Annotated in this window: 25 protein-coding genes; 4 read left to right on the top strand and 21 right to left on the bottom strand. The window is 35.8% G+C overall.

Features of this window, described 5'->3' with window-relative positions:
• Positions 1-138: 138 nt before the first annotated feature.
• From rpsA to prsW, 8 genes are all read right to left on the bottom strand, one after another.
• A complete protein-coding gene (gene rpsA, locus J2S06_RS02945) occupies positions 139-1,284 on the bottom strand; it encodes a 30S ribosomal protein S1 (protein WP_044749054.1) in 1,146 nt (381 codons plus the stop codon).
• A gap of 139 nt (positions 1,285-1,423) precedes the next feature.
• Positions 1,424-2,020, bottom strand: a complete 597-nt coding sequence (locus J2S06_RS02940) for a lysophospholipid acyltransferase family protein (protein WP_044749053.1) — start codon at positions 2,018-2,020, stop codon at positions 1,424-1,426.
• A complete protein-coding gene (gene cmk, locus J2S06_RS02935; protein WP_419151230.1) occupies positions 2,020-2,694 on the bottom strand; it encodes a (d)CMP kinase in 675 nt (224 codons plus the stop codon). Before cmk ends, J2S06_RS02940 begins: the two co-directional genes overlap by 1 nt.
• Before the next feature lie 167 nt (positions 2,695-2,861).
• Entirely contained in the window at positions 2,862-3,038 is a 177-nt protein-coding gene (locus tag J2S06_RS02930) for a DUF5359 family protein (protein WP_160299080.1), read from the bottom strand.
• 52 nt (positions 3,039-3,090) lie between these two features.
• The gene (locus J2S06_RS02925) at positions 3,091-3,750 is read right to left on the bottom strand and encodes a flagellar brake protein (RefSeq protein ID WP_419151229.1); all 660 of its coding nucleotides are present in this window, start codon (positions 3,748-3,750) and stop codon (positions 3,091-3,093) included.
• A 93-nt stretch (positions 3,751-3,843) separates the two neighbouring features.
• Positions 3,844-5,184, bottom strand: a complete 1,341-nt coding sequence (gene ypeB / locus J2S06_RS02920; RefSeq protein ID WP_419151228.1) for a germination protein YpeB — start codon at positions 5,182-5,184, stop codon at positions 3,844-3,846.
• A 14-nt stretch (positions 5,185-5,198) separates the two neighbouring features.
• A complete protein-coding gene (gene sleB, locus J2S06_RS02915; RefSeq protein WP_044749049.1) occupies positions 5,199-6,128 on the bottom strand; it encodes a spore cortex-lytic enzyme in 930 nt (309 codons plus the stop codon).
• A gap of 133 nt (positions 6,129-6,261) precedes the next feature.
• The gene (gene prsW / locus J2S06_RS02910; RefSeq protein WP_419151227.1) at positions 6,262-6,933 is read right to left on the bottom strand and encodes a glutamic-type intramembrane protease PrsW; all 672 of its coding nucleotides are present in this window, start codon (positions 6,931-6,933) and stop codon (positions 6,262-6,264) included.
• A gap of 117 nt (positions 6,934-7,050) precedes the next feature.
• Here prsW and J2S06_RS02905 point away from each other — a divergent pair, with 117 nt between their 5' ends.
• On the top strand, positions 7,051-8,019 hold the full coding sequence (locus J2S06_RS02905) for an asparaginase (protein WP_044749047.1): 969 nt from the start codon (positions 7,051-7,053) through the stop codon (positions 8,017-8,019).
• Positions 8,020-8,061: 42 nt separating this feature from the next.
• Here the strand turns inward: J2S06_RS02905 and J2S06_RS02900 are convergent, their stop codons facing one another.
• The 9 genes from J2S06_RS02900 to J2S06_RS02860 all read right to left on the bottom strand — a co-directional run bounded on the left by J2S06_RS02900 (position 8,062) and on the right by J2S06_RS02860 (position 16,804).
• Positions 8,062-9,048 carry a YpdA family putative bacillithiol disulfide reductase gene (locus J2S06_RS02900; protein WP_419151226.1) on the bottom strand — a complete coding sequence of 329 codons (987 nt, stop codon included), beginning with the start codon at positions 9,046-9,048 and terminating at the stop codon, positions 8,062-8,064.
• A 97-nt stretch (positions 9,049-9,145) separates the two neighbouring features.
• Positions 9,146-10,402, bottom strand: a complete 1,257-nt coding sequence (locus J2S06_RS02895) for a Glu/Leu/Phe/Val family dehydrogenase (RefSeq protein ID WP_044749045.1) — start codon at positions 10,400-10,402, stop codon at positions 9,146-9,148.
• A gap of 701 nt (positions 10,403-11,103) precedes the next feature.
• A complete protein-coding gene (locus J2S06_RS02890) occupies positions 11,104-11,685 on the bottom strand; it encodes a genetic competence negative regulator (RefSeq protein WP_044749044.1) in 582 nt (193 codons plus the stop codon).
• A 158-nt stretch (positions 11,686-11,843) separates the two neighbouring features.
• Positions 11,844-12,254: a hypothetical protein gene (locus J2S06_RS02885; protein ID WP_419151225.1), complete on the bottom strand. Its 411-nt coding sequence runs from the start codon at positions 12,252-12,254 to the stop codon at positions 11,844-11,846.
• A gap of 111 nt (positions 12,255-12,365) precedes the next feature.
• Complete coding sequence (locus J2S06_RS02880; RefSeq protein ID WP_419151224.1) at positions 12,366-12,821, bottom strand: DUF2663 family protein; 456 nt, start codon at positions 12,819-12,821, stop codon at positions 12,366-12,368.
• A 146-nt stretch (positions 12,822-12,967) separates the two neighbouring features.
• On the bottom strand, positions 12,968-13,645 hold the full coding sequence (locus J2S06_RS02875) for a LysM peptidoglycan-binding domain-containing protein (protein WP_044749041.1): 678 nt from the start codon (positions 13,643-13,645) through the stop codon (positions 12,968-12,970).
• Positions 13,645-14,262, bottom strand: coding sequence for a CPBP family intramembrane glutamic endopeptidase (locus tag J2S06_RS02870; protein ID WP_419151223.1), 618 nt, complete (start codon positions 14,260-14,262; stop codon positions 13,645-13,647). Before J2S06_RS02870 ends, J2S06_RS02875 begins: the two co-directional genes overlap by 1 nt.
• Positions 14,259-15,743, bottom strand: coding sequence for a RecQ family ATP-dependent DNA helicase (locus tag J2S06_RS02865; RefSeq protein ID WP_044749040.1), 1,485 nt, complete (start codon positions 15,741-15,743; stop codon positions 14,259-14,261). Before J2S06_RS02865 ends, J2S06_RS02870 begins: the two co-directional genes overlap by 4 nt.
• Positions 15,740-16,804 carry a YpbB family protein gene (locus tag J2S06_RS02860; protein WP_044749039.1) on the bottom strand — a complete coding sequence of 355 codons (1,065 nt, stop codon included), beginning with the start codon at positions 16,802-16,804 and terminating at the stop codon, positions 15,740-15,742. The genes J2S06_RS02865 and J2S06_RS02860 overlap by 4 nt, the downstream gene beginning before the upstream one ends.
• A 276-nt stretch (positions 16,805-17,080) precedes the next feature.
• Here J2S06_RS02860 and J2S06_RS02855 point away from each other — a divergent pair, with 276 nt between their 5' ends.
• From J2S06_RS02855 to serA, 3 genes are all read left to right on the top strand, one after another.
• Positions 17,081-17,329, top strand: coding sequence for a ferredoxin (locus tag J2S06_RS02855; protein WP_044749038.1), 249 nt, complete (start codon positions 17,081-17,083; stop codon positions 17,327-17,329).
• A gap of 367 nt (positions 17,330-17,696) precedes the next feature.
• Positions 17,697-18,185 (top strand): inorganic diphosphatase, encoded by a 489-nt coding sequence (locus J2S06_RS02850; RefSeq protein ID WP_419151222.1) that lies wholly within the window; start codon positions 17,697-17,699, stop codon positions 18,183-18,185.
• Positions 18,186-18,370: 185 nt separating this feature from the next.
• The gene (serA, locus tag J2S06_RS02845) at positions 18,371-19,942 is read left to right on the top strand and encodes a phosphoglycerate dehydrogenase (protein ID WP_419151221.1); all 1,572 of its coding nucleotides are present in this window, start codon (positions 18,371-18,373) and stop codon (positions 19,940-19,942) included.
• Positions 19,943-19,980: 38 nt separating this feature from the next.
• Here the strand turns inward: serA and J2S06_RS02840 are convergent, their stop codons facing one another.
• The 4 genes from J2S06_RS02840 to J2S06_RS02825 form a co-directional block, all read right to left on the bottom strand.
• Positions 19,981-20,664 (bottom strand): peptidoglycan DD-metalloendopeptidase family protein, encoded by a 684-nt coding sequence (locus J2S06_RS02840; protein WP_419151220.1) that lies wholly within the window; start codon positions 20,662-20,664, stop codon positions 19,981-19,983.
• Positions 20,665-20,989: 325 nt separating this feature from the next.
• The gene (locus J2S06_RS02835) at positions 20,990-21,565 is read right to left on the bottom strand and encodes a cob(I)yrinic acid a,c-diamide adenosyltransferase (RefSeq protein ID WP_419151219.1); all 576 of its coding nucleotides are present in this window, start codon (positions 21,563-21,565) and stop codon (positions 20,990-20,992) included.
• Between the two features lie 101 nt (positions 21,566-21,666).
• Positions 21,667-23,448 carry an ATP-binding protein gene (locus tag J2S06_RS02830; RefSeq protein WP_419151218.1) on the bottom strand — a complete coding sequence of 594 codons (1,782 nt, stop codon included), beginning with the start codon at positions 23,446-23,448 and terminating at the stop codon, positions 21,667-21,669.
• Complete coding sequence (locus J2S06_RS02825; protein ID WP_419151217.1) at positions 23,445-24,167, bottom strand: response regulator transcription factor; 723 nt, start codon at positions 24,165-24,167, stop codon at positions 23,445-23,447. The genes J2S06_RS02830 and J2S06_RS02825 overlap by 4 nt, the downstream gene beginning before the upstream one ends.
• Positions 24,168-24,250: the final 83 nt, after the last annotated feature.

Genomic DNA, 24,250 nt, shown 5'->3' with positions numbered 1-24,250 from the left:
GATTTGCATAACTCTCAACGTGTATATCCCTTGCACGAACCGAATGTCAGAAAGACCGTTATTCCCATCCTGTGTTGAACGAATGGCATAATGAATATGGTCTAGCTTTCTTTGTGCTCTATTCAAATTTATCACCAATTATTTTAATTTATTAAGTTGATCTCCAATCACTTCCCCTAATTGGAAGCCTGTTGGTTCATCCTTAGCTTGATATTGACGGTAGTCTTCTTTTTCTATTTTCGGGTTTTCTTCTAATTCTTTCATGCTTAATGATATACGTTGTTCTTCCTCATTCATGTCAAGAACTTTGACTTTAATCGTTTCCCCTTCTTTTAACACTTCATGCGGTGTTCCAATATGTTTGTGAGAAATTTGAGAAATATGAACAAGTCCTTCAACACCTGGGAAAATTTCAACAAAGGCACCAAAAGAAACAAGACGTTTAACCGTTCCCTCAACGACATCGCCCACTTTTATTTTTTCGGATACTTGTTCCCAAGGTCCAGGTAAAGTCTCTTTAATGGATAAAGAAATACGTTCATTATCACGGTCAACAGCCAACACTTTCACTTTTACTTTTTGCCCTTCTTCTACTACGTCTGACGTTTTTTCAACATGAGTGTGTGAAAGTTGAGAAATATGTACAAGTCCATCGATTCCACCGATATCAACGAAGGCACCAAAATCCGCTAAACGTTGAACGGTTCCTTCTAATATATCACCTGGTTGAATGGAATTTAATAATTCCTCTCTTTTCTCTGCTTGTTCTTTTTCAACAACAGCTCGATGTGATAAAATAACACGATTTTTCTCACGGTCAAGCTCAACAACCATTAATGATAATTTTTTGCCTTTATAGTTCGAAAAATCTTCAACGTAGTAAGTTTCTACTAATGAGGCAGGAATAAATCCGCGAACACCTAAATCAACGACTAATCCACCTTTTACAACATCTTTAACCTCTGCCTCAAAAACTTCTTGATTAGCAAATTTTTGTTGTAAATCATCCCATGCTCGATCTGCATCTACTTTGCTTTTTGAGACAATAATAGCTTCATCTTCTACTTTAATAACTTTTAATTGAAGTTCATCATTTTCTTTCACGACATCTGATGCTTTTTCAATATGTAAGCTAGATAATTCGCTTATCGGAATAATACCAGGCTGCTTGCAATTCTTAATCTCTACAATTACCTGCTTATCTTCTACTTTCGTCACGATGCCTGTTACCACATCACCTACTTCGGGTGATTGTACTTCAATGTTATTCATTTCTTCTACCATTCCATTTACCTCCTTGGTCAAGCCCTTTACACTCAACATAAAAAGTTTATGTACCATTCTAATTAGAATAATGGTTTTCTAAATAGAATGAAAAAAACCTCTTTTTAATAACTTCTAATAAATCCTATTATTTGTCAAGTCAAACATATGATGAAGGATCCTTTTCAAGTAAATGTTGAATTTCTCTCATGATGATTTCTGTTGCTTGTTCAGCTGATATTTTTTGTTTGCGGAATTGTTCAAAATCAATCGGCTTTCCATATACGACCTTTACCTTACCAAGAAGCTTGTAAGGTCCAATAATGGCACACGGTAAAACGATAGCTCGTGAACGAAGGGCGAAAAAACCTGCTCCAGCTAATCCTTTTCCGAGCTTGCCAGTTTTGCTTCTTGTCCCTTCTGGAAAAAGACCAAGCACTTCCCCTTCTTTTAAAACTTTCAAGCCCATTCTAATGGCGTCGCGATCCGCAAATCCCCTTTTGACAGGAAAAGCACCTAACATATGAATGACATTTTTCAAAACAGGAATTTTAAATAGTTCTTCCTTTGCCATAAATTTAATTTGTCTTGGTGCTGTAATTCCAATTATAGGTGGATCTAAATTATCAATATGATTCGAGCATAATAACACTGGACCCGTTTTAGGAAAGTTTTCAATTCCGATTATTTCTACTCGATATAACGGTTTCAAAAGAGAATAGACGACCATCCTAGCGAAGCGATAAAATCCCTTCATTATCCTATCCTACCTTTAATAAGTTTTTTTATCTTTTCCACTACTTCTTCAATCGATAATGCTGTAGTATCTATTTCGATTGCATCCTTCGCTTTTCTTAGTGGGGCTGTCTCCCTTTCTGAATCAAGCTTATCCCGTTTTCTAATTTCTTCTTTTATTTTTTCTAAGTTTGATTCAAATCCTTTTCGTAAATTTTCCTCATGTCTCCTTTTTGCCCTTTCATCCACTGAAGCCTTTAAAAAGACCTTTAATTCGGCATATGGCAATACGTGTGTTCCGATATCCCGGCCATCCATGACGACACCACCGCCATGAGCCATGTCGCGCTGTCGTAACACCATTTCCTTTCTTACTTTTGGATGTTTCGCAACAACGGATACATTGCTCGTCACTTCATTTGAACGAATCACATCTGTCACATCTTCATCATTGACAAATACTTTCTGTCCCGTCTCGTCTAATACTAATCGAATATGAATTGTAGAAAGAAGATTCGCCAATTCTTCTTCATTTTCAAGATCGATCTTTTTTTTTAGAGCCATATACGTCAAAGCACGGTACATCGCACCTGTATCGATGTAGACATAGGATAGATCTTTAGCAATCATTTTTGCTACCGTACTTTTTCCTGCAGCAGCAGGACCGTCAATAGCAATGGATATTTTTTTTTCCATTATTCATCCCCTATTCACATAAAATGTTATCATTTGGATTGAAAAGGGCTTGAAGAGAGGCAATGGAATTGTCGCTCCGATTATATTAATACGTTTGGATGAATCATGACAATAGACTTTCATAAAATCATAATCTTCAAACAAATAATTCCCCAAAAATCTATCTATCATTGATGGAACGTTTCCACCCATTCTGTAATGGTCATGTTTCCGACACCTTCATACTGTATAGCTTTTGATAAAAAAGGGCGAACATCATCCTGTTTTAAGAAAATTTGGGCAATGATGAGCAGAAAGAGATGAATTAGCAGCAATTTAATGATTATGCGCTCTACACGTTTCATTTTTGATCTTTCCTAACATTTTTTTCATTATTATGATATTCTTTCTTCTTTACTATTCAAAAATACCTTTCTTTTTTTGCTGCAATTGTGTTTCAAAGCAAAATCGCATTAACTTTTGCTGGCTTTTATCATCGATATCTAAAAACTTTAATGATGCTATCTGCACTTGGCGATCGTTTTCTTCCGAAAGGCGAACGACTTGGGCATTAACCGTTAAATAATCAATGCTTCCATCTTGGAATGGTAATACAAGCCATACTTGGACGTCAAAGCCTGAATGTAATGCATGTTGTTTTGGAAGTACAATCGATATTCCACCTCCACTAATATCATCCGTAATCGTTGTAAATGGAGGAAACTCCCTATTGATCGGATGAATCGCTGCATCAATACTTGCTTCAATGCGGACGAATTGTCGTCTTTGTATTTGTTTATATCCATCTGGAGGTGGCTCTTTTAACACAATCATCGGAATATTTACTTTGCGCTTTCCAATAACTTTTGTTTTAAAGCAGTAGACTTTTTGGGATTCGTTCACAAATGTCACGAGCAACTCTGCTCCATTTTCTAAATATACAGTTTTTCCCGTTTGTTCACTTGTAGGATAATCAATGAATAATTCTCCATTTTGACGATCAATTAGTTTACTTCTTAGTTTTTCATCTTGATCTCGAACTCTTTGCAACGTTAAAATCACACCAATATTTACCACTAACCAATCACTCTTTCATCTACAATGCTTTCATAAACTCTCTTTTTATTAAAGCATGGAATAAAAAAAAGGAAAAGCCCAAATCAGCTTTTCCTACATGTTTCGATAAATCGGTTCAGCATTTTTTAATTTTTCTACTTTTTCTTCTGTCCCATCTAATGCGTTCACAAATATTCTGTACGTATCTTCATTCATTGTACCTAAAAATTCATAGCATAATACTTCATGACCTAAATCATTTGCAATGACCGCTAAGCGGCTTTCTTGTATTTGTACATTTGGATTAATTTGTTTTTGTGCTTCTTCTTTTGAAATAGCAGGCTTTGGAATCGTACGCTTTTTATTTGCCGCCAAATAATCTCGAGCTGAATAACCGATGACTTCGCCGTTATCTAATGCAACCTTTATACGAATTGAATCTGGATAAATGCGAACATTGCCTATGTTCGAAACAAACGTAAATACTCCGATATTGTCATATTGAGAACTTTCAAATAGTTCGAGATCACGCATCCCTTGTTTTTTCAAAAATTGTACAGCCTTATTTGAAGCCTCATTCAAACTAATTTTTTGTTCTTGTATTTCACGGTTATGAAGTAAATAGATAGGATATCCGCCCTTTTTCGTAATATCCATGTAAAGATCATGTTGATTTTCACGGTCATGCATCGTAATACTATAAAATCCAAATGAAGCTCCTTTTCCGTTTTCAGTAATTTCGATTCGATCAACGTTTTTAGGAGCAAAACGCAAGGAGATCTTTTTCGCTTCTTCCCTTGAAATCGTATTTCCTTCTAAATGGTCAAAATTATTTCGCTTTTTCATGGCTGTAAAGGTTGCTCCAAAATTAGATTCCGAATATTCTTCTGCATTTTTCTCAACCGTCTTTAAACCATCAATAATCGTATTGTCCATTTGTTTTTGTCCAGAAGCTAAAGCAAGTTCAACATCCATCCATCTTAAATTGTTTTCCAACACTAAATGCTGCACTTTTCGAAGCTCATTTTGAATTTCCGCAGCATCCTGATATAGTTTTTTTAACGTATTATATTCTTGTTTGGACAGCGGATTTTTCGTTAAATCCCTTACAGCCGTTTGATAACTAAATTGGCCAATATTTGATAAAAACTCTTCTGTTTTATTAAAAGGCAATAATGTTAATGGTAACTGTCCAACATCACTATGGGCTTCTGAAGAAATGCGCCAAACTTCAGCTAAAGCTGGTGATAGCGATTTTCGTGAGTTCATGGCAAGTGTTGAGCCAATTTTGTCATGAAGCTGGTCAATCTGATACGTTAAGTCGTGAAAAGCTCTTTGGTAATTGTTTTCCGCTTGTATTAAAACAGCATTTTTTTCTTGGTGTTCTTTATACCCCCAATAACCGGTTCCGATTAGAGCAATGGTAAGAAAAGCAATCAGTAATCCTCGAAACAAATTGTAACACCTCTCTATTCACAGAAAATATGTTTTCCGATTTTTTTAATTTGCGGCCTTGACCAAATCCAAGCACTTGTAGCCGTATCCGGATTAAAGTAATACATCGCATTTTCCGTTGGATCCCAACCGTTTATTGCATCTAATACCGCTTTCTTGGCAGTTTCATTAGGATTGAGCCAAATTTGTCCATCAGACACAGCTGTGAAAGCACCCGGTTCAAATATGACACCAGCTACTGTATTAGGAAAAGCCGGACTTTTCACACGATTTAATATAACGGCTGCGATCGCTACTTGACCGATATACGGCTCGCCACGGGCTTCCCCATATACAGCATTCGCCATTAGCTGTATATCATTTTGTGAAAAACCACTTGGCATATTGACTGCAGTCGGTTGTGCTTTTTGTTGTGTGGATGGTCTTCTTTCTCTACCCTGATTACGAGCTTGCTTTTTTTGTTGTAATGGTTTAGGCTGCTTAGCTTGTTGGCCCCTCCTAGCCTCAGCTTGTTTTTTCCATTTTTCTTTCATTTCCTTTGAGGGAGCTGTTTGGATTTTAAGAGGGATGCCACCGTAATGAGTAAAATCTTTTCCTTGTCGGATTTGCCGATGCACAAAATCTTTATAATATTTCGTAGAATCGATTAGTTTTTTCTTTGTTTCTGGTCCGACTAAGCCATCTACTTCTTTTAATCCAAAATTATTTTGGAAATTCCGTACTGCCCAATAAGTTCCCCAGCCATAAACACCGTCTATCTTCCCATGATAATAACCGTTATATTGAAGTCTTGCTTGCAATTCAATGACATCATCACCAACAGCACCTCGTTGAATCACTTGCTCCGAGAATGCTTGTACAGCCTTCAAATTTGTAGAAAGAATTAAGCCGAAAACAAATATTAGAGGAATCGCTTTCAGCAGAAACTTTCTCGTTCTTTTCATCATACTGGCCTCCTAACAATTCTTTCGTTATATGTATTTTTTGTAGTGATTGGTATTTTATGCAGAAGGAAAATATTAGATATATTTGAAGAACTTATCTTAAGCAAAAAAAAAACGCCTTGTTTAGGCATTTTTATCCAGATAGTGTTTCGACGTTATGCTTATGAAGCATTCTTGCTTTTTTCGCTTTATGTAAAGCGAGTGCCCATAAAAAAATCATAAAGGGGGTTACAAAAATTTCCCAATCTTCATAGTAAATTAAGATAAAATCATACATCCCATGTAAAAACACTGGAACAAATAAAGACAACAGCAGCCATTTATATCGATAGTTAACTTTCGAAAATTTTCCTTTCCCGAAATAATAACCCATTAATACCCCAAACAAGGCATGACTAGAAACAGGTAGCAATGCACGTCCAAAAGCATATTCAACCCCATTAGCAACAAGATATAAGATATTTTCTAATGTTGCAAAGCCAAGAGAGATCGAGACACCATAAACAACTCCATCGTAATGTTCATCAAAATAAAAATGAGAATAAATGGTAAAATAGAAAATAAACCACTTAAAAAACTCTTCAAGTAAAGCAGATGAAAAATAGGCTCTCATTAAGGGAGTCGTAACTAGTTCTTCCGTTTCAAGTACATATTGGATAAACATAATCGGAAATACGAGCAATGCTCCAAAAATAAAGGAGCGGAATACCATAGATAGAGGTTCCATCTCATATTGATCTTTTAAATAAAAATACGATAGAATAGCTAAACCGGGTGCAATCCCAGCTGAAATAATTGCAAACATAATGTGCCTCTTTTCTCCGAAAATATATTCGATAAAATGGTAACATGGAAAACACAAATTGAAAATCAAAAAATTGATTAAATAAAATACATGTAGGAAATTGAGGGAGGAAACATCATGAAAAAAATCTTTGTGATCCATACAGGCGGAACCATTTCCATGCAGGAGGATTCCCAATCAGGAGTTGTAAAACCGAGTGATTCTCACCCTCTCACAGAACAAATGCTCTCATTCGAAAACGCATATGTAGAGGTTAAAGAGCTCTTTCACTTACCATCACCTCATATCACTCCAAAAGAAATGTTGAAAGTGAAAGAAGTGATTGAAGAAGCTTATCATTCAAAAACAATGGATGGAATTGTCGTTACTCACGGAACAGATACACTTGAGGAAACCGCCTATTTTTTAGATCTCACCTTAAATATTCCTATTCCCGTTGTCGTTACTGGTGCAATGCGATCAAGTAATGAATTAGGATCTGACGGTTTGTATAATCTCCTATCAGCTATTAAAGTAGCCAGTTGTGAGGAAGCAAAGCATGTTGGTGTTCTCGTCGTGATGAATGACGAAATACATACAGCTAAAAATGTGACGAAAACACATACAAGTAATGTGGCAACCTTTCAAAGTCCGCAATATGGGCCGATCGGAATCGTGAATAAACGAATCGTATCTTTTCATCATAAACCGATTGAAAGACAGACATTCCCGATTCAAAAAATAACAAAGCATGTTGTCTTATTAAAGGCATATGCCGGTATGGATGAAAGAATATTGACGGCACTTGAAGCAGTCCATCCCGATGGCATTGTCATCGAAGCTTTAGGACAAGGAAATCTCCCACCAACCTTAATTCCAAGCATCAAGCGCTTTATTCAAAACAATGTACCAATCGTCATTGTTTCCCGCTGCTTTAATGGCATTGTGCAAGATGTTTATGGTTATGAAGGAGGGGGAAGCCATTTAAAAAGCTTAGGGGTTATTTTTAGTAATGGTTTGAACGGACAAAAAGCGCGAATGAAACTTTTAATCGCTTTAGAGCACACGAACCGTTTATCGGAATTGGAAGAAATCTTCGCAAAATAGAAGGGACTTTTCATCATATCCTGAAAAAAGCACCATCTCGCTTTAAAGATGGTGCTTTTCGCATCTCTCCTTCAACGCCTTGGCAATGAGCTCACCATGGAAACGACCGTTTTCAATAAAGATTTCATTAGCATTATTCCCAGCCGCGATCACTCCAGCGATAAAAATCCCTTTCACATTCGTTTCCATCGTTTCTGGATTATACATTGGCCGTCCTGTTTCTTCATCAATTTTCACACCCATTTGCTTAAGAAATGCATGGTCAGGATGGTAGCCAGTCATAGCAAAGACAAAGTCATTTTGAATCGTTTTTTCTTCTTTCCCATTCACAATATAGGTAACAGAATGCTCCTTTATTTCTTTTACGACTGCATTAAATTCCATTTTAATGATTTCTTTTCTCACTAATGAGTCGAATTCAGGCAAAATCCACGGTTTTATACTCTGTGAATATTCACTGCCACGATATAAAACGGTCACGCGGGCCCCAGCTTTCACTAATTCCAGGGCTGCGTCAACACTTGAGTTTTTCCCGCCAATCACGACAACATCTTTATCAAAATAAGGATGAGCTTCTTTAAAATAATGAAATACTTTCGGCAAATTTTCACCAGGTACATTCATATAATTCGGGTTATCATAATAGCCAGTGGCGATGATAACAAATGGTGCTTCATATACATCTTTTGTTGTCGTGACAATAAACGAGCCATCGCTTTCTCTTTTTTCTACTTTTTTGACTTTCTCGAAAGCATGAATTCTTAGCTGTTTTCTTTTTACTACTTCGCGATAATAAGCCAACGCTTGATTTCTAACGGGCTTACGATTTTCAGTTATAAATGGAACTCCCCCAATTTCTAACTTTTCACTAGTGCTAAAAAAAGTTTGGTGTGTAGGATAATGATAGATGGAATTGACAATATTCCCTTTTTCAATAACTAAAGGCTTGAACCCGATTTCTTTTAGCTCAATTGCAGCAGATAGGCCACATGGCCCTCCCCCAACAATGATGACTTCTTCTCTTTTCATGTACATTCACTCCTATGCTTTCGCCTGTCTGACGCTCTTTAATACCATAAAAAATCTCCTATCTTATGATAGGAGATTTTCAAAATCGTTTCAAATATTATATCCAACCTCTAAAACGAGAGGCCTCTGCCATTTTTCGAACACCGACCATATAAGCAGCTAGGCGCATATCAACACGACGGTTTTGTGCTGTTTCATAAACATTGTTAAATGCTTTTACCATTACTTTTTCGAGCTTTTCTTCTACTTCTTCTTCTGACCAGTAATATCCTTGATTATTTTGTACCCATTCAAAATAGGAAACGGTTACACCGCCAGCGCTCGCTAAAACATCCGGAACGAGTAAGATTCCGCGATTCGTAAGAATTTCCGTTGCTTCAAGTGTTGTTGGGCCATTAGCTGCTTCCACGACAATTTTTGCACGAATGTTATGCGCATTTTCTTCTGTAATTTGATTTTCAATCGCAGCCGGCACTAAAATATCACATTCTAATTCTAATAGTTCTTTATTCGTAATCGTATCTTTAAACAGCTTTGTTACCGTACCGAAGCTGTCACGTCTATCTAACAAATAATCAATATCTAATCCATTTGGATCATATAAGCCGCCATAGGCATCAGAAATCCCAATAACTTTTGCCCCAGCATCGTGCATAAATTTAGCCAAATAACTTCCAGCGTTACCGAAGCCTTGCACAACTACTCGAGCTCCCTCAAGAGAGATTCCTCGCTTTTTCGCAGCTTCACGGATACAAATGGTAACACCTTTTGCTGTTGCTGACTCACGCCCGTGTGATCCACCAAGAACGAGCGGTTTACCCGTAATAAATCCAGGGGAGTTAAATTCATCAATGCGACTGTATTCATCCATCATCCATGCCATAATTTGTGAGTTTGTAAAGACATCAGGAGCTGGAATGTCTTTTGTAGGTCCAACAATTTGGCTTATCGCTCTTACATACCCCCGACTTAAGCGTTCTAATTCTCTAAATGACATATCTCGTGGATCACAAACAATTCCACCTTTTCCCCCACCGTATGGCAAATCAACGATCCCACATTTTAGACTCATCCAAATCGAAAGTGCTTTAACTTCCTTTTCCGTTACATTTGGATGGAATCGTATACCTCCCTTTGTTGGTCCAACAGAATCGTTATGTTGTGCCCGGTAGCCAGTAAAAATTTTGACAGAACCATCGTCCATGCGTACGGGAATTTTTACTGTTAGCATACGCAACGGTTCTTTTAATAGCTCATACACTTCTTCGGGATAGCCAAGCTTTTCTAACGCTCTATGTATCACCGTTTGTGTCGATTTTAAAATGTCGTTTTTTTCGTTGCCTTCGGCTACCATACTAAGTAAACCTCCTACTTTTTCATTCAGTAATAAAAATGTAAAGTCCACCTTTCATGACATAGTATACACCTTCGATTCATATATGCAAAGAATATTTTCCTCGTTTTAAATAATTTTTAGCAGGACCCAGAAAGCGATTACATCCATAAAAACATTCACTTTCTTAGTATCTCATTATTTTCCATCCACATTCATTTCATAAAAATTTAATACAAATAAAAAAACTCGTTTGTACCGAGCCTTATCGACAAAAAAACAGCTGCACTTGATTTACGTTTTGTACGAAAACTTGGCGTCTACGTCGAATATACTTTTCTTAATCCTTGTAATATATGAACAAAGCTCTTTTTTCGAATTAATTCCTGCTTTTAAAAAAAGGCTCCATTCTATAAGATTGTTGCTTTACAATAGCTTTTCGACTGTCAGGCAAGCGATACGCTTGCTATGTCACGTTAAAGCATGACATGAACCGAACAAAAGCCAATTGTCGGACAAATGTGATTTGTCCGACACGTGCTTTGTTCGGTTTTAAACAGTCGAAAACCATCAAAGTTTACGAAAACAGCCTGATTCGCCGATTGCTTTGCGTCTTACCTCAAGCGTCTTACTCCTCATTTTTCACATGTTTTTCGTTTGAGCAAGAAAAACAACAAAATTTGCGATAGCAGCCTTTATCAAAAACAGATGAATATCCGCTTTTAATGAAAATATTTTTCAAGTTGTTCTAATGCATCGCCCTTCATTAATACTTGACCATATTCGTTGAGACGATATGCAGTAATTGGTGTTGAAATTCCATATTCGGCCAATATAGCAATTAGATGATCAAGCGAGATCGGCTGCCATTCATCAAGTAATAAATAATAACGCTGATCATAAAAATAAAGTGTACCCCCATTTATGCAAAAACGTTTAAGAGCTTTAGAGAGGGCAATAACGTCTTCAAAATCAGCAAATTCATACAATATATCGTTATTTTCATCAACCTTTACTTGCATTTCTATATAATCATCTGAATATTCCTCATCTATTTCTTCATCATTGTGTTTCGTAACAATGATGACCATGCCTTGTGCTTGAAGAGAATACACTTCAACCGCTATCGGTCCATGTACATTAAAACCTAGTTCCTCGCTTGCTTCGTTCATCATTTCATGGAAAAGCTGATGAACCTTGAGCGAGTCTTTCCAAAGATCTTCCTTTGTTAAACCTCGATCCAGTAAATCATCCTGTGTTAAAAAAATTTTAATTTTGTTATAATTTAGACGCTCAAGTCGCATCCTTTTCCCTCCCGCCGTCACCTTAAGGCATTCTCATAATTTCATTGTATGAGAATTCATCAAGATGGTTCGTTAGTTAGTAAACAGTTTACAACGAGATGAAAAGGAAGACAAGCAACATATTATGGATTTTTAGGAGTGAGCAGCGAGAAAATGTTTTATAATTTTCGATTTAGTTTTTTCAAATCAACCTCATTCTTGATCTTAAATTCCAGAGACAATAAACTATATATAATTGAAAATAATAATAATGAGATCGTATACCAAAAGCTTTGGAGAAAAAGCAAATAAAAAATGAATACTACTGTGTAGCTTAAAAGGAGTTCATGCCACTTTACCCCTCCTTTTTTCAGGAAAAGGTATGTTTCTTCGAAGCTTTTTTTCAATAAGTAGGCATTGGCTAAAAAGGAGATAAAGAAAAAAAGCATGGCCAAAAAAAATTGTACAGGATGTAAAATAAGCTCAAGTAAAAATTCAGTTATTTCAAATGGTTTTTTATTTGGCAATGTACGAATAAATAAAAGGCCAGCCAAAAAGCCAAGAAAGATACTCATTAATTTCGGATTCATAAAACTCCCTCCTATACACTATATGCATGAGGGAAGCATTCATGAAAGAAAGTTATCCGACTTCAATGATCCTTAATGTATAAGTAAATGGATTTCATATCGTTTATTTCTTTATTTGCTTTCAAAATACAAATTAATATCATATTGTTGCTTCATCATCGCAAAAACATCTTCTCTTTCGCGCCATGCGTCATCACTTTTCCATAAATCTGTACTTTTTTCAATAATTTCACATCTTAGTTCATGATATTCTTTTTCCTTCTTTTCCTCTTTTTTCTTATAATAAAAAATCATTCCATAACAACTACCTAACAAGAGGATATAAAAAATATGTTTAGACTCGGTAATAAATGCATGAATAACGAATCCAATTTGCCCGTTATAAGGTACATAAAGAAAAAAATACAAATAAAGAAAAAAAAGGCTAGTTAAAATAAAGAACAAAAACTGCCATCCTTTGCATCGATTTTTCACTTGTTCATATACACGCTTTCGTTTTACAAGTTCTTGAAGCATTTGTTTGGCCTGTGAATCCGTATATTTCAACTCCTTGATCTTTTTTTCCATTCTTTTGACCCCAATCCACATTTTTAGTACAAGTTATGTGGGAAACGGTCAAAGTATGATTCTAAAAGATTGTTGCTTTACTATAGCTTTTCGACTGTCATAGACAGGCTAAAAGCAGCAAAGTTTACGAACAAAGCCAAGAATTTTCATTCTAGAGGTATTTTTAAAACCTGTCCTACATAAATTTCGTTTCCATTTAGGTGATTATATTGTCTAATTTTTTCTTCTCCATCTCTACTTTGATAATATTTCATGGAAATTCGGTATAAAGTTTCTCCTGGCTGTACAGTATGTGTGATGATTCGTACATTTTCATTTGCTTGATCGTTTGTATCTATTGATGGATTGCTGCTCTTATATTCTTCCTCTTTTTTCTCTATTTCAACTTTTTCGTTTTCTTCGTTCTTCTCGATTATAGGAGCCGTATCTTTTTTGAGCTCTTCCTGCTGTTGATCTTTCTTTTCTTCTTTTTTTCCTGCTACACTTTCATTCTCGTTGTGATTTGCGTTTTTCGCTTGATCCACTTCCTTTTCATAGTCACTAAAAGAAACGATGACTGATTCAAAATCCGATGAACCTTCGGAAACTTTCGCTTCATTTTTTCGCTCCAATAGATAAATAATAGAAAAAACGATCAATGGAATAAAAATAAATGTGACAACAAGAAAGCGAAGCAATGGGTATTTTCCGTTTTTACTTTTTCTCTTTCCCTTTTTATGATGAACTTCGCTTCGAGGAGGGTATGTACCAGTCGTTTCTTTATATTCATCGATCAGCTGCTTTCTTAATGATTCTGCTTGATCATAACCCCTTTTATTTGTCATTATTGATCGCTCCCTCCGCCTTTTTTAGTCGAGAAAATATATTGAAAACGAATGTAAAGAGCCAATACAAAATCAATCAAAAAATGACTAAAAATAGTCGTCCATAAATTCCCAGTCCATTCATAAACGAAACCGAGAATGAAACTAATGGCCGTGACCATAATCAACAAAAGCCATTTCGATAAATAACGGAAGTGTAAAATGGCAAAAATGATGCTCGATATAACGATGCCAAAATGTGTTTGCAGTACCCCGCGAAATAGAAGCTCCTCCGAAAAGGAAATCAGAAATGTCAAAACAAAAATTTCTGGTATTGTACGTTTTTGAAAAATCCTTTCATTGATTCCCCCATCGTCAAGCCATTCAAATGGAAAAATCTTCATCATCCAAAAGTCAACTAAAATAATCAATAAAGCCGTTAGTCCGCCAAACAAAAGAATTTCTTGCCAATCCAACTCCCATATTGAAAGAAAAGATGAGAGATCATCGAACAAAAAATAGGCTAAAATCATTGATATGATCAAGCAAAGGACTTGTGTTAAAAATAGATGAAGCAATAATTCTTTTTCCGTTAGTTGTTTGACAAGTTCCTGTTGATTTTGAAACAATTTGATCACTCGCTTTGTCGAAACATCCTTTTTAGCTCCTTCAACCAAGGCACCATCTTTTGTTTCTCATTTACATGTTCTTTTTGCTTAAAAGAATGGACATCCACCCCGCATAAATCACAGCAAGGTTTATTATCATCTGTCAGAGATTCAGAAAAGTATTGCAACAAAGAACGCCGTCTGCACTCTTTTTCGTTTAACCAAATCAATAACTGCTCTAACTTTTCATGCTTAAACATCATTCGTTCTTTCATTTTTTGGCTTAAAAATGTCACGAGGTCTTTTTCATTCATTTCATGTACTTGATCGAGCAAATGTTGGATGAGGCGCCATTGTGTTTCCGTTAACCCTAGCTTTATCCACTCCTCTTCTGTTAACGTATATTGCTTGTCTTCCTTGTTACATATGAATTCGACAACGTTTTGGATCACGGATGGTGGTGGAAATTCAGATTCAATTAACGTTTTTTGAATTTCTTCATCACCTTTTTCCCATAATGTAATGGCAATACTTGGTTTCCCATCCCTGCCCGCTCGGCCAATCTCTTGAACATATGCTTCTATTTGCGAAGGAATATGAAAATGAATGACAAATCGTATATTCGGTTTATTGATCCCCATGCCGAATGCATTCGTCGCAATCATATACGTTAACTCATCATAGACGAATTGTTGTTGAATTAACATTCTATCTTCTTTGTTCATTCCGCCATGATAGTAGGCGACATTTTTAAACCCTTTAAATTTCAAAAATGACGATAGTTTTTCAGTCCAAGCTCTACTAGCACAATAAACGATGCCAGGACCTTCTAACGTTGACATTAGCTCATATAATCGATCCATTTTCTCTTCATGATGGTGAAACGATTCAACGACAATGGCTACATTTTTTCGATTCATTGAATAAATATGGTAGCTCGGATTTTGTAAAGAGAGGCTTGTAGCAATATCTTTTAACACATCATTTGTTGCCGTTGCGGTTAAGGCTAGACATGTCGGATTCCCTAAACGTTTTTTCATTTCACCTAACCTGGAATAGTCGGGTCGAAAATCATGTCCCCATTGAGAAATACAATGAGCTTCGTCGACGACAAATAAAGAAATATTGACATTCTTTAGGTGTTGGATTACCCATTTCGTGTGAATAATTTCTGGTGAAACAAACACAAACTTATAGCTGGACAAATTTCTTAAGGCTAATTCCCGCTCATCAGGAGATTGCATGCTATTAAGTGCAACTACCCGTTTTTCTCCGCGCATTTTCATTTGCTGCACTTGATCTTGCATTAAAGACAATAGGGGAGAAACGATGAGAACCATTCCTTCAAGGAAATAGCCCGGAAGTTGATAGCATAATGATTTTCCTCCTCCTGTTGGCAATAATCCGATAACATCTTTTTTTCGGAGAATGTCTTCAATGATTTCTTTTTGACCTTGGCGAAAAGAAAAAATGCCAAATTTCTGCTTAAGCACGAACTCCAATTTTTTCATCTTTTGTTCCTCCATGCCATCGCAATAGCAAGGCGGATTTGAAAATAGCTGTATTGATGATGCAAACTTTCCTTTATCGTTTTTAATTTTGTTGTGTTTAATTCCTCTATTTTCCCAAGAATAAGGTTGATATCTTGATCTTTTACATAATTTGATAGGTTAAAGGATGGAATATTTAATGCTATTTCAACGATATGGTCTTCAATTGTGCTTTTCTTTAGCTTTCTTATCGCACTAATCTTCTCAACACTATAACCTCTCTTCAAGTAATTGTACGTAACAAGCGTTGATGATGTTAAAGGATGCTGCTTGATCATGTCTTTAATCAGTCCAAAGAAAATAGGAAAATCATCATGACGTTCTCTTATAGTAGACAAGAATGAATGGATCGATGATAAAAACAATATATCAATATAAAAAGGATCTTCTTGCATATGTTCACTTAATTGCGAATTAGTCAAGCCAATTCGGTTATACCCAGTTAATTTATAAACGATCATTTGTGCCCTTCGCTCGTCCAATCGCAAACATAACCTTTTCAATTCATCATATGTTTTTCTTGCAAGCTCCTCTTTTGACAACGATAATGAAAAAATATATTGTTTGACAAACAAAAGGATCGGCATCTCTTCTGATAGAGGGATGTAAGACGAGCTCTTGTAAGATAAATGAGAAACAGTTTGCACGAATTGCGATAAGCGATTCCAAAATATTTTTCCTACATCCACATATCTCCATCCATCCAATTCGCTAGGAATAGGTTTTTCTCGCAAAAGGGATGTTAAAAAATGTTCCCCTAATTCGGTTACGCTATATCGATCTTGTTCATGTAGCTGAATTAACGACTGTTTATGTAAAAAAGTTATGCTTTCGTTGAATTTTTCACGCGATAATGATGGATATAAACCAAACATGGAAGTCAATCGAAAAATGGCGGCATCTTGAATGGTTTGCGAAGATTTTTTACCTTTAAGCAAATGATATACGGCAGAAACCGTACGTTCCTTTCGAAATTTTTTTATAGCATATAATACTAACACTTCCAAATAATTTAAATTCACAGTAATCACCTTACAAATGATGACACAATTCGATTCTGTTTTTTATTTTATCAGATTTAGATCGGCAAATGGTGACAAACTATATAATAAACCGAGTGTATTTAGGTAACCAAGTCTCATGAAGACTTTTTCTATTGAAATGTTCACTTTAACTCTTTACAATATGTTGTATAAGGTTTTTCCTATCATCTTCAAATAGATGAAAAATTCTTTTGAAGTTCTCATAATGTTTATCACATGTCGTTTCGTTGAATATATCATGGGAGGTTTTGTTTTATGCCAAAATATACAATTGTCGACAAAGAAACTTGCATTGCATGTGGAGCATGTGGTGCTGCTGCTCCAGATATTTATGATTATGATGATGAAGGAATTGCCTATGTTACGTTAGATGATAACAAAGGTATTGCAGAGGTTCCTGAAATTTTAGAAGAAGATATGATGGATGCGTTTGAAGGATGTCCAACTGATTCTATAAAAGTTGCAGACGAACCTTTTGACGGAGATCCGCTGAAATTTGAATAACGATTAAGTAAGGCTGTTTTCATAAAGCTTTGTTGCTTTTTGACTGTCTATGAACCGAACAAAGCACGTGGTCGGACAAATGTGATTTGTCCGACCATCGACTTTTGTTCGGTTCACGTCACGCTACACGCGTGACATAGCAAGCGTTTCGCTTGCTTGACAGTCGAAAAGCTATCGTATAGTAAACTAACAATCTGTTAGAAAAGAGCCTTAAGTAAAAACCCCGCTCGTTCGGGGTTTTTACATTATTTATTACATGTTGAACTTTTAACCAATTGCTTTCTTTTTCGGCGGAAACATCAATTGCCAATTAACTGGACATCCTCTATAATAATAGAGCATACATACTTTAAAGGAGGATAAGGGCATGGCAAAAATTGTAGAAGCATTTATCGAAATCCCAACAGGCAGCCAAAACAAATATGAGTTTGATAAGGAAAAAGGCGTATTTAAGCTAGACCGCGTTTTATTTTCACCTATGTTTTACCCAGCTGAATATGGATACTTAGAAAAGACCCTTGCATTAGATGGTGATCCCCTAGACATTCTTGTATTAGTCACAAATCCTACTTTCCCAGGATGCGTTATCGATACACGTGTCATTGGATATTTAAACATGGTTGATAGTGGTGAAAAAGACGAAAAGTTAATTGGTGTACCAGTAGAAGATCCACGCTTTGATGAAATTCAATCAATTGAAGATTTGCCAGAACATAAATTAAAAGAGATTGCTCACTTCTTCGAGCGCTATAAAGACTTACAAGGAAAGAAAACAGAAATTGGCACTTGGGAAGGTCCTGAAGCTGCTGCTAAATTAATTGATGAATGTATAGCTCGTTACAATGAAAATAAATAATCAATGACTTTAGCTGTTTCATAGTTTTTATGAAACAGCTCATTTTTTTAAAAACCTTTATTACTAACATACAGAAAACGCTTTCATACTGTAAAGTTTTAAACCTTGACAAAATCAAGATTGTTAAGTTAAAATTATCAGAAATTTCATTTATAAATTTACATCATACTAGGGGGACCTGAGAAATGTTTCATGTTCTAGTTGCCGATTCCATTAGTTCAGTCGGATTAGCACCAATTTTAGAATCAGAAGATATTACAGTTGTTCAAAAAAAGGTAGATGAAGTAGAAGATTTAACAGTATTTGATGCCATTTTAGTGCGCAGTGCAACAAAAGTGACGGAAGATTTAATTAAGCAAATGCCAAATTTAAAAATAATCGGAAGAGCAGGTGTTGGTGTTGATAATATTGACGTAGAAGCTGCCACAAGGCATGGAGTAGTCGTCATAAATGCTCCAAATGGTAATACAGTTTCCACAGCTGAACACACCTTTGCGATGATGATGGCGTTATTAAGACATATACCTCAAGCAAATGCTTCAGTTAAATCAGGGGAATGGAAACGTTCTCAATATCTTGGAACTGAGCTTTATAACAAGCAGCTTGGAATTATTGGTTTAGGCAGAATTGGTAGTGAAATTGCCAAGCGTGCTAAAGCCTTTGGGATGAATGTGCTCGTTTTTGATCCATTTTTAACAAAAGAACGAGCAAAAAAAATAGGTGTTAACAGCTGTACGTTAGATGAACTCCTTCAAGAAGCGGACATTATTACTGTTCATACACCATTAACAAAAGAAACGAAAGGACTATTAGGAAGAGACAATTTAGCAAAGACGAAACAAGGGGTTTATTTATTAAATTGTGCCCGCGGTGGAATTATTGATGAAGAAGCGTTAGTGGAATATTTAGAAAATGGCCATGTAAAAGGAGTTGCATTAGACGTATTTGAGGTGGAACCTCCAAAAAATAATAAACTTCTTACATATGATCAAGTGATTGTTACACCACACCTTGGAGCTTCAACAAAAGAAGCGCAGCTAAGCGTGGCATCACAAGTTGCAGAAGAAGTGTTAAAGTTCTTAAATGGAAAACCAGTATCTTCTTCTATTAATTTACCGACATTAACGAAAGAAGTTTATGAAAAAATTCAACCGTTTTATAAAATGGCCAAAAAAATTGGCAAATTAGCTTCTCAATGTATGAAAGAACCTGTTTCTGATATTGAAATTGTGTATGAAGGGTCCGTTAGTGAGCTTGAAACATCCTTTATTACAAAAAGCTTTTTATCTGGCTTTTTAAGTGAACGGATTGCCTCTACCGTCAATGAAGTCAATGCTGGTATTATTGCTGGTGAACGAGGCATTAACTATAGTGAAAAAATTGCGACAAACCGCTCAGGTTATGAAAATTGTATTAGCATCTTGGTTGATGGGGAAAGCAGTTCATTTCGTGTAAAAGCTACTTATATTCCTCACTACGGTGAAAGAATTATTGAAATAAATGGATATGACATTGATTTTTACCCTACTGGCGAACTGTTATATATTCAACATATTGATAAACCAGGTGTGATCGGGCGTGTTGGAAATAAATTAGGCGAACATCAAATCAATATTGCTACGATGCAAGTTGGTCGAAAAGAAGCAGGTGGAGAAGCGATAATGATGCTTTCTTTAGATAAGCCCCTTGAACAAGCATTAATTGATGATTTATTAACAATGGATGATATCGTTTTTGTTCGCAATATTCATCTATAATTTTTTAAAAAGCCAGGCCAAATGAAAACGGTCTGGCTTTACGAATGAAGCACAAGCTCTTGATTAGGATAGATGAAATCTGATTGAAGCTGATTCCACTTTTTAATCAACTCAACAGAAACGTGATATTTTTGAGAAATTCCCCACAATGTATCTCCTTTTTTAACTGTGACAACTTCTACTTTGTTTGAAACTTCTATTTCTTTTTCATCCGTATAGTCCTTGATTGAAAACGCTAAAAGCGGATCAAATGCATTTTGTTTATCAACCGTCCAATTCCCCTGATGAGCTTCGAAATGAAGATGGGTGCCCGTTGACATTCCAGTACTTCCAACAATACCAATTACTTGTCCCTTTTTTACTTTTTCTCCTTCTTGAACATGACGTTCACGTAAATGAGCATAAACGGTTTCAATTCCAGATGGATGTTCAATAAAAATGACATGTCCATAGGAATGAGAAAAATAAGATTTTTTTACATTTCCATTATCTACAGATTTTACCTTTTCACCTTCTTTCGCTGCAATATCAATTCCTTTATGTTTTCCATTTCTTGTCCCAAATTTATCAGATAAAATTCCCTCTACTGGCTTAACCCAATCTTTTGTTTGCTCTTGAATATTCATTTTTGCATTTGTATGTAAACCTCCTAGAAAAATAAGTCCTATACAAAGACCCATTATGAGGTCAATCCTTACTCTTTTTAATAGATCAATGATCATGTTTTTCCTCCTATCCAATATGACAACTTCACCTTGCGCGATGCTTGTACATAATATAGATATCAATAGTGTATTTCATCGATTTCCATTTCATACATAAAAGCTCTTTTCTATAAGGTCGATTGTCAGATAAAAATAATTTGTCCAACCACATGTTTTGTTCGCTTCATGGACATTCGAAAAACAACAAAGTTTAAGACCACAGCCTACAAAAAAAACAGAAAAAGGCGAGCTTCCTTTTTCTGTTGAGCTTTCACTTAGTCCTATCCTACATTCTTTGTTTAGAGGTGGGAGATTTCTCGGTAAAATCGTCTCTCTTTAAGACTTATTGATTTTTTGATCGAAAGACAATTGCACTTCTTTCATATTCAATATCTTTTTTTCCTGAACGAAAATTAATCACTCTTGCAACAGCAAATAAATAGTCAGACAAACGATTCATATACTTTAAGACTACTTCATGAATTTTAGCTTCTTTCTGCAGTGATACGATTAAACGTTCTGCTCTTCTGGCAATTGTGCGAGCAATATGAATCAAACTAGCGGCCTCTGTACCACCCGGTAATATAAATCGTTGTAACGGCGGAGCTTCCTTAACATATTGGTCGATTCGCTCTTCTAAAAAGAGGACCATCTCCTCTGTTGTTTTAAACTCCCCTTTTTGCTTTTCGTATACGACCGCTAAGTCGCTGCCACAATCAAAAAGCTCATGTTGAATTTTTTCAAGCTCAAGATAAATATCTTGAAAGTCCTTTCCAGTTAACTTCGTCATAGCTTGTCCAATAAAGGCATTTACTTCATCTATTGTTCCATATGCTTGCACTCGCAAATCGTCTTTATCAACTCTACCACCAATGATGCTTGTCTTTCCTTTATCGCCGCTTCTTGTATACAAGTTCAAGACAGTTTCCTCCTATCATAAAACTATTCTTTTTTACATTGTACAAAATATTTCATTTGCCTAACACCGTCTTTTCAAAAAGCAATAAACTTAATATAAATTTATGATTTTTGAGGCAAATAAATGCTAAATGTCGTTCCTTCATTTACTTTACTATGAACGCGGATCGAGCCATTGTGTGCATCCACAATATGTTTGGCAATGGCAAGTCCTAATCCTGTACCGGATCTTCCTCTAGTCCGTGCTTTATCCGCTTTATAAAAGCGCTCAAAAACAAAAGGTAAATCTTCCTCACTAATACCGCTTCCACTGTCTTGAACATCTAATTTTAAGCCATTTTTCGCTTTTTGAATCGATAATTTGACAAATCCTCCTGCATTCGTATGTCTAATGGCATTATCAATTAAATTCGTCAATACTTGTTCGATACGGTCTGGATCAAAAACGGCTTCTTTTACTTCATTTAGCCATTCTGTATGTAGTTCAACATTTTTTTCTTTTGCTGGCTTTTGAAATTTCCGCATCACCTTTTCAATAAAAGGATGCAGTTCAATGCTCTCAACCCCTAAGGAAATATGCCCTGCTTCCATTCTTGCCAAATCTAATAAATCATTAACAAGCCGTCCCATACGAAGCGATTCATCATAAATAACTTGAACAATTTCCTTTCTTTCTTCATCACTCGTTGCAATATCATCTAATATTGCTTCACTATATCCTTGTAACATTGAAATCGGTGTCCTTAATTCATGAGATACATTTGCAATAAAATCTTTCCGCAATTTGTCTAAACGTCTTTCTTCTGTCATATCTCGAAGAACGACAACAGCACCTCTTACACTTGAATGATTGTTTAAAGGACTCATAATGACAACCCATGTTCGCCCTTGCAGCTGAATTTCAATCACTTGTTCACGTTGTGTTGAAACGACTTGTTGAAAAAGCTCACGCACCATTGGAGGCAGCTCTTCCCCTTTTTCGACATTCATTCCTTGATCGTAATACCATGCTTGTAAAAATCGTTCCGCCGGGGGATTAGTAACAAGAATCGTCCCATCAATATTTAACGTGATCACACCATCTGCCATACTGCTTAAAATATTTGACAATTGCTCTTTTTCTTGGCGCAGTGCATTAATATGAAATTGCACCTGCTTTCCCATTTGGTTAAATGCAACCGCTAATTCTCCAATTTCATCATGAGTCAGCTTTGGCACTTTCGTATGAAATTTTCCTTTTGCAAGTTCCATCGCCACTTCACGCATTTTCCGCAGTGGATACGTAATTCGAGTTGATAAGAAGAAAGCAAAAACAGTTGTTAAAACAATGGCAATTCCTGCAGCTAGCAAAATGTATTTCGTTGTTTGTTTGATCGTTTGATTGATCGCTAAAAGGGATCGTGTGACAAAAACAGAGCCATACTTTCCATCCGCTTTGTATGGGATTCCAACAATAATCATTTCTTGTTCATTGTTTTCATCTGGCGTATTTAATGGATGGCTTTTCACTAAACTAATTTCTTCATGATTGTAAAATGCATCAGATAGCTTTTCATCTTCAAAAATATCAGAAACTGAAAATTTAGGTACGAGTGAACCTTTTTTTGAAGATTCCCAATAATGTTTTTCATCTTCAACAATTAATATTGTTGTTTGATCATCAGATAGATCAGCTGTAATGGAATGGGCTATTCGTTCATCATTGTGGTTTTCTAATATTACCGCAATCTTATTCGCTAACGTTGTCAGCTCTTTTTTAGCATCATCGATATGATAGTTTGCCATAAATTCCATTAATAATAGGGTTAAAATAAACAATACAAAAGAAACGAGAAGCAATATGGTGAGCCATAGCTTCCCTACAACGCTTCTCCATATTCTCATTCGTCAACAACCTCGAATTTATAGCCTACACCCCAAACGGTGACAATCATTTTCGCTGCTTCTGGAGATACTTTATTTAATTTTTCACGCAACCGTTTGACATGTGTATCAACTGTTCGTAAATCACCAAAAAATTCATAATGCCATACTTCTTTTAATAGCTTTTCGCGATCATAAACTTTATCAGGTGTTCTCGCTAAAAAATATAATAGTTCATATTCTTTCGGTGTTAAATTTACTTCTTTTCCATCTGCTGTTACTCTATGTGCATCATCGTCAATTGTTAAGTGCGGGAACACGATAATGTTTTTTGCTGTCGTGTCTGTCTTTAAATAGCTAGTTTGCGAAGACCTTCTTAAGATCGCTTTTACACGTAAGACGACTTCCCGAGGGCTAAATGGCTTGACAATATAATCGTCTGCACCTGCTTCTAATCCTTGAACACGATTGGCTTCTTCCCCTTTAGCCGTAAGCATAATGACTGGTGTTGCCTTTTTTTCGCGAAGCTGCTTGCATACTTCTACCCCATCAATTCCAGGCATCATAATGTCTAAAATAACTAAATCATAGTCTTTATTTAATGCCATTTCAAGTGCTTCATCACCATTTTCTGCTTCTTCAATATTGTATTCTTCTCTTTCTAAATACATTTTCAATAAACGGCGAATTCGTTCTTCATCATCTACAACTAAAATAGTAATTTTACTATTTTCTTCCATATTTGTCTTCCTCCTTTAAAATCTCTCAAAAAAATCACTATCCATCATGGTAAAAAACCTTCACTCATAAAAGTGAAGGTATT

Origin of the sequence: Bacillus alveayuensis (assembly GCA_030812955.1) — a bacterium.
GTDB classification, from domain to species: Bacteria; Bacillota; Bacilli; order Bacillales; family Aeribacillaceae; genus Bacillus_CB; species Bacillus_CB alveayuensis.
This window is presented reverse-complemented; position numbering and strand designations above follow the sequence as displayed.

Excerpts from the sequence above, each read along its gene's own strand:
- rpsA (WP_044749054.1), bottom strand. The coding sequence starts at position 1,284 with ATGGTAGAAGAAATGAATAACATTGAAGTACAATCACCCGAAGTAGGT.
- J2S06_RS02940 (WP_044749053.1), bottom strand. The coding sequence starts at position 2,020 with ATGAAGGGATTTTATCGCTTCGCTAGGATGGTCGTCTATTCTCTTTTG.
- cmk (WP_419151230.1), bottom strand. The coding sequence starts at position 2,694 with ATGGAAAAAAAAATATCCATTGCTATTGACGGTCCTGCTGCTGCAGGA.
- J2S06_RS02930 (WP_160299080.1), bottom strand. The coding sequence starts at position 3,038 with ATGAAACGTGTAGAGCGCATAATCATTAAATTGCTGCTAATTCATCTC.
- sleB (WP_044749049.1), bottom strand. The coding sequence starts at position 6,128 with ATGAAAAGAACGAGAAAGTTTCTGCTGAAAGCGATTCCTCTAATATTT.
- prsW (WP_419151227.1), bottom strand. The coding sequence starts at position 6,933 with ATGTTTGCAATTATTTCAGCTGGGATTGCACCCGGTTTAGCTATTCTA.
- J2S06_RS02905 (WP_044749047.1), top strand. The coding sequence starts at position 7,051 with ATGAAAAAAATCTTTGTGATCCATACAGGCGGAACCATTTCCATGCAG.
- J2S06_RS02900 (WP_419151226.1), bottom strand. The coding sequence starts at position 9,048 with ATGAAAAGAGAAGAAGTCATCATTGTTGGGGGAGGGCCATGTGGCCTA.
- J2S06_RS02895 (WP_044749045.1), bottom strand. The coding sequence starts at position 10,402 with ATGGTAGCCGAAGGCAACGAAAAAAACGACATTTTAAAATCGACACAA.
- J2S06_RS02890 (WP_044749044.1), bottom strand. The coding sequence starts at position 11,685 with ATGCGACTTGAGCGTCTAAATTATAACAAAATTAAAATTTTTTTAACA.
- J2S06_RS02885 (WP_419151225.1), bottom strand. The coding sequence starts at position 12,254 with ATGAATCCGAAATTAATGAGTATCTTTCTTGGCTTTTTGGCTGGCCTT.
- J2S06_RS02880 (WP_419151224.1), bottom strand. The coding sequence starts at position 12,821 with ATGGAAAAAAAGATCAAGGAGTTGAAATATACGGATTCACAGGCCAAA.
- J2S06_RS02875 (WP_044749041.1), bottom strand. The coding sequence starts at position 13,645 with ATGACAAATAAAAGGGGTTATGATCAAGCAGAATCATTAAGAAAGCAG.
- J2S06_RS02865 (WP_044749040.1), bottom strand. The coding sequence starts at position 15,743 with ATGAAAAAATTGGAGTTCGTGCTTAAGCAGAAATTTGGCATTTTTTCT.
- J2S06_RS02855 (WP_044749038.1), top strand. The coding sequence starts at position 17,081 with ATGCCAAAATATACAATTGTCGACAAAGAAACTTGCATTGCATGTGGA.
- J2S06_RS02850 (WP_419151222.1), top strand. The coding sequence starts at position 17,697 with ATGGCAAAAATTGTAGAAGCATTTATCGAAATCCCAACAGGCAGCCAA.
- serA (WP_419151221.1), top strand. The coding sequence starts at position 18,371 with ATGTTTCATGTTCTAGTTGCCGATTCCATTAGTTCAGTCGGATTAGCA.
- J2S06_RS02840 (WP_419151220.1), bottom strand. The coding sequence starts at position 20,664 with ATGATCATTGATCTATTAAAAAGAGTAAGGATTGACCTCATAATGGGT.
- J2S06_RS02830 (WP_419151218.1), bottom strand. The coding sequence starts at position 23,448 with ATGAGAATATGGAGAAGCGTTGTAGGGAAGCTATGGCTCACCATATTG.
- J2S06_RS02825 (WP_419151217.1), bottom strand. The coding sequence starts at position 24,167 with ATGGAAGAAAATAGTAAAATTACTATTTTAGTTGTAGATGATGAAGAA.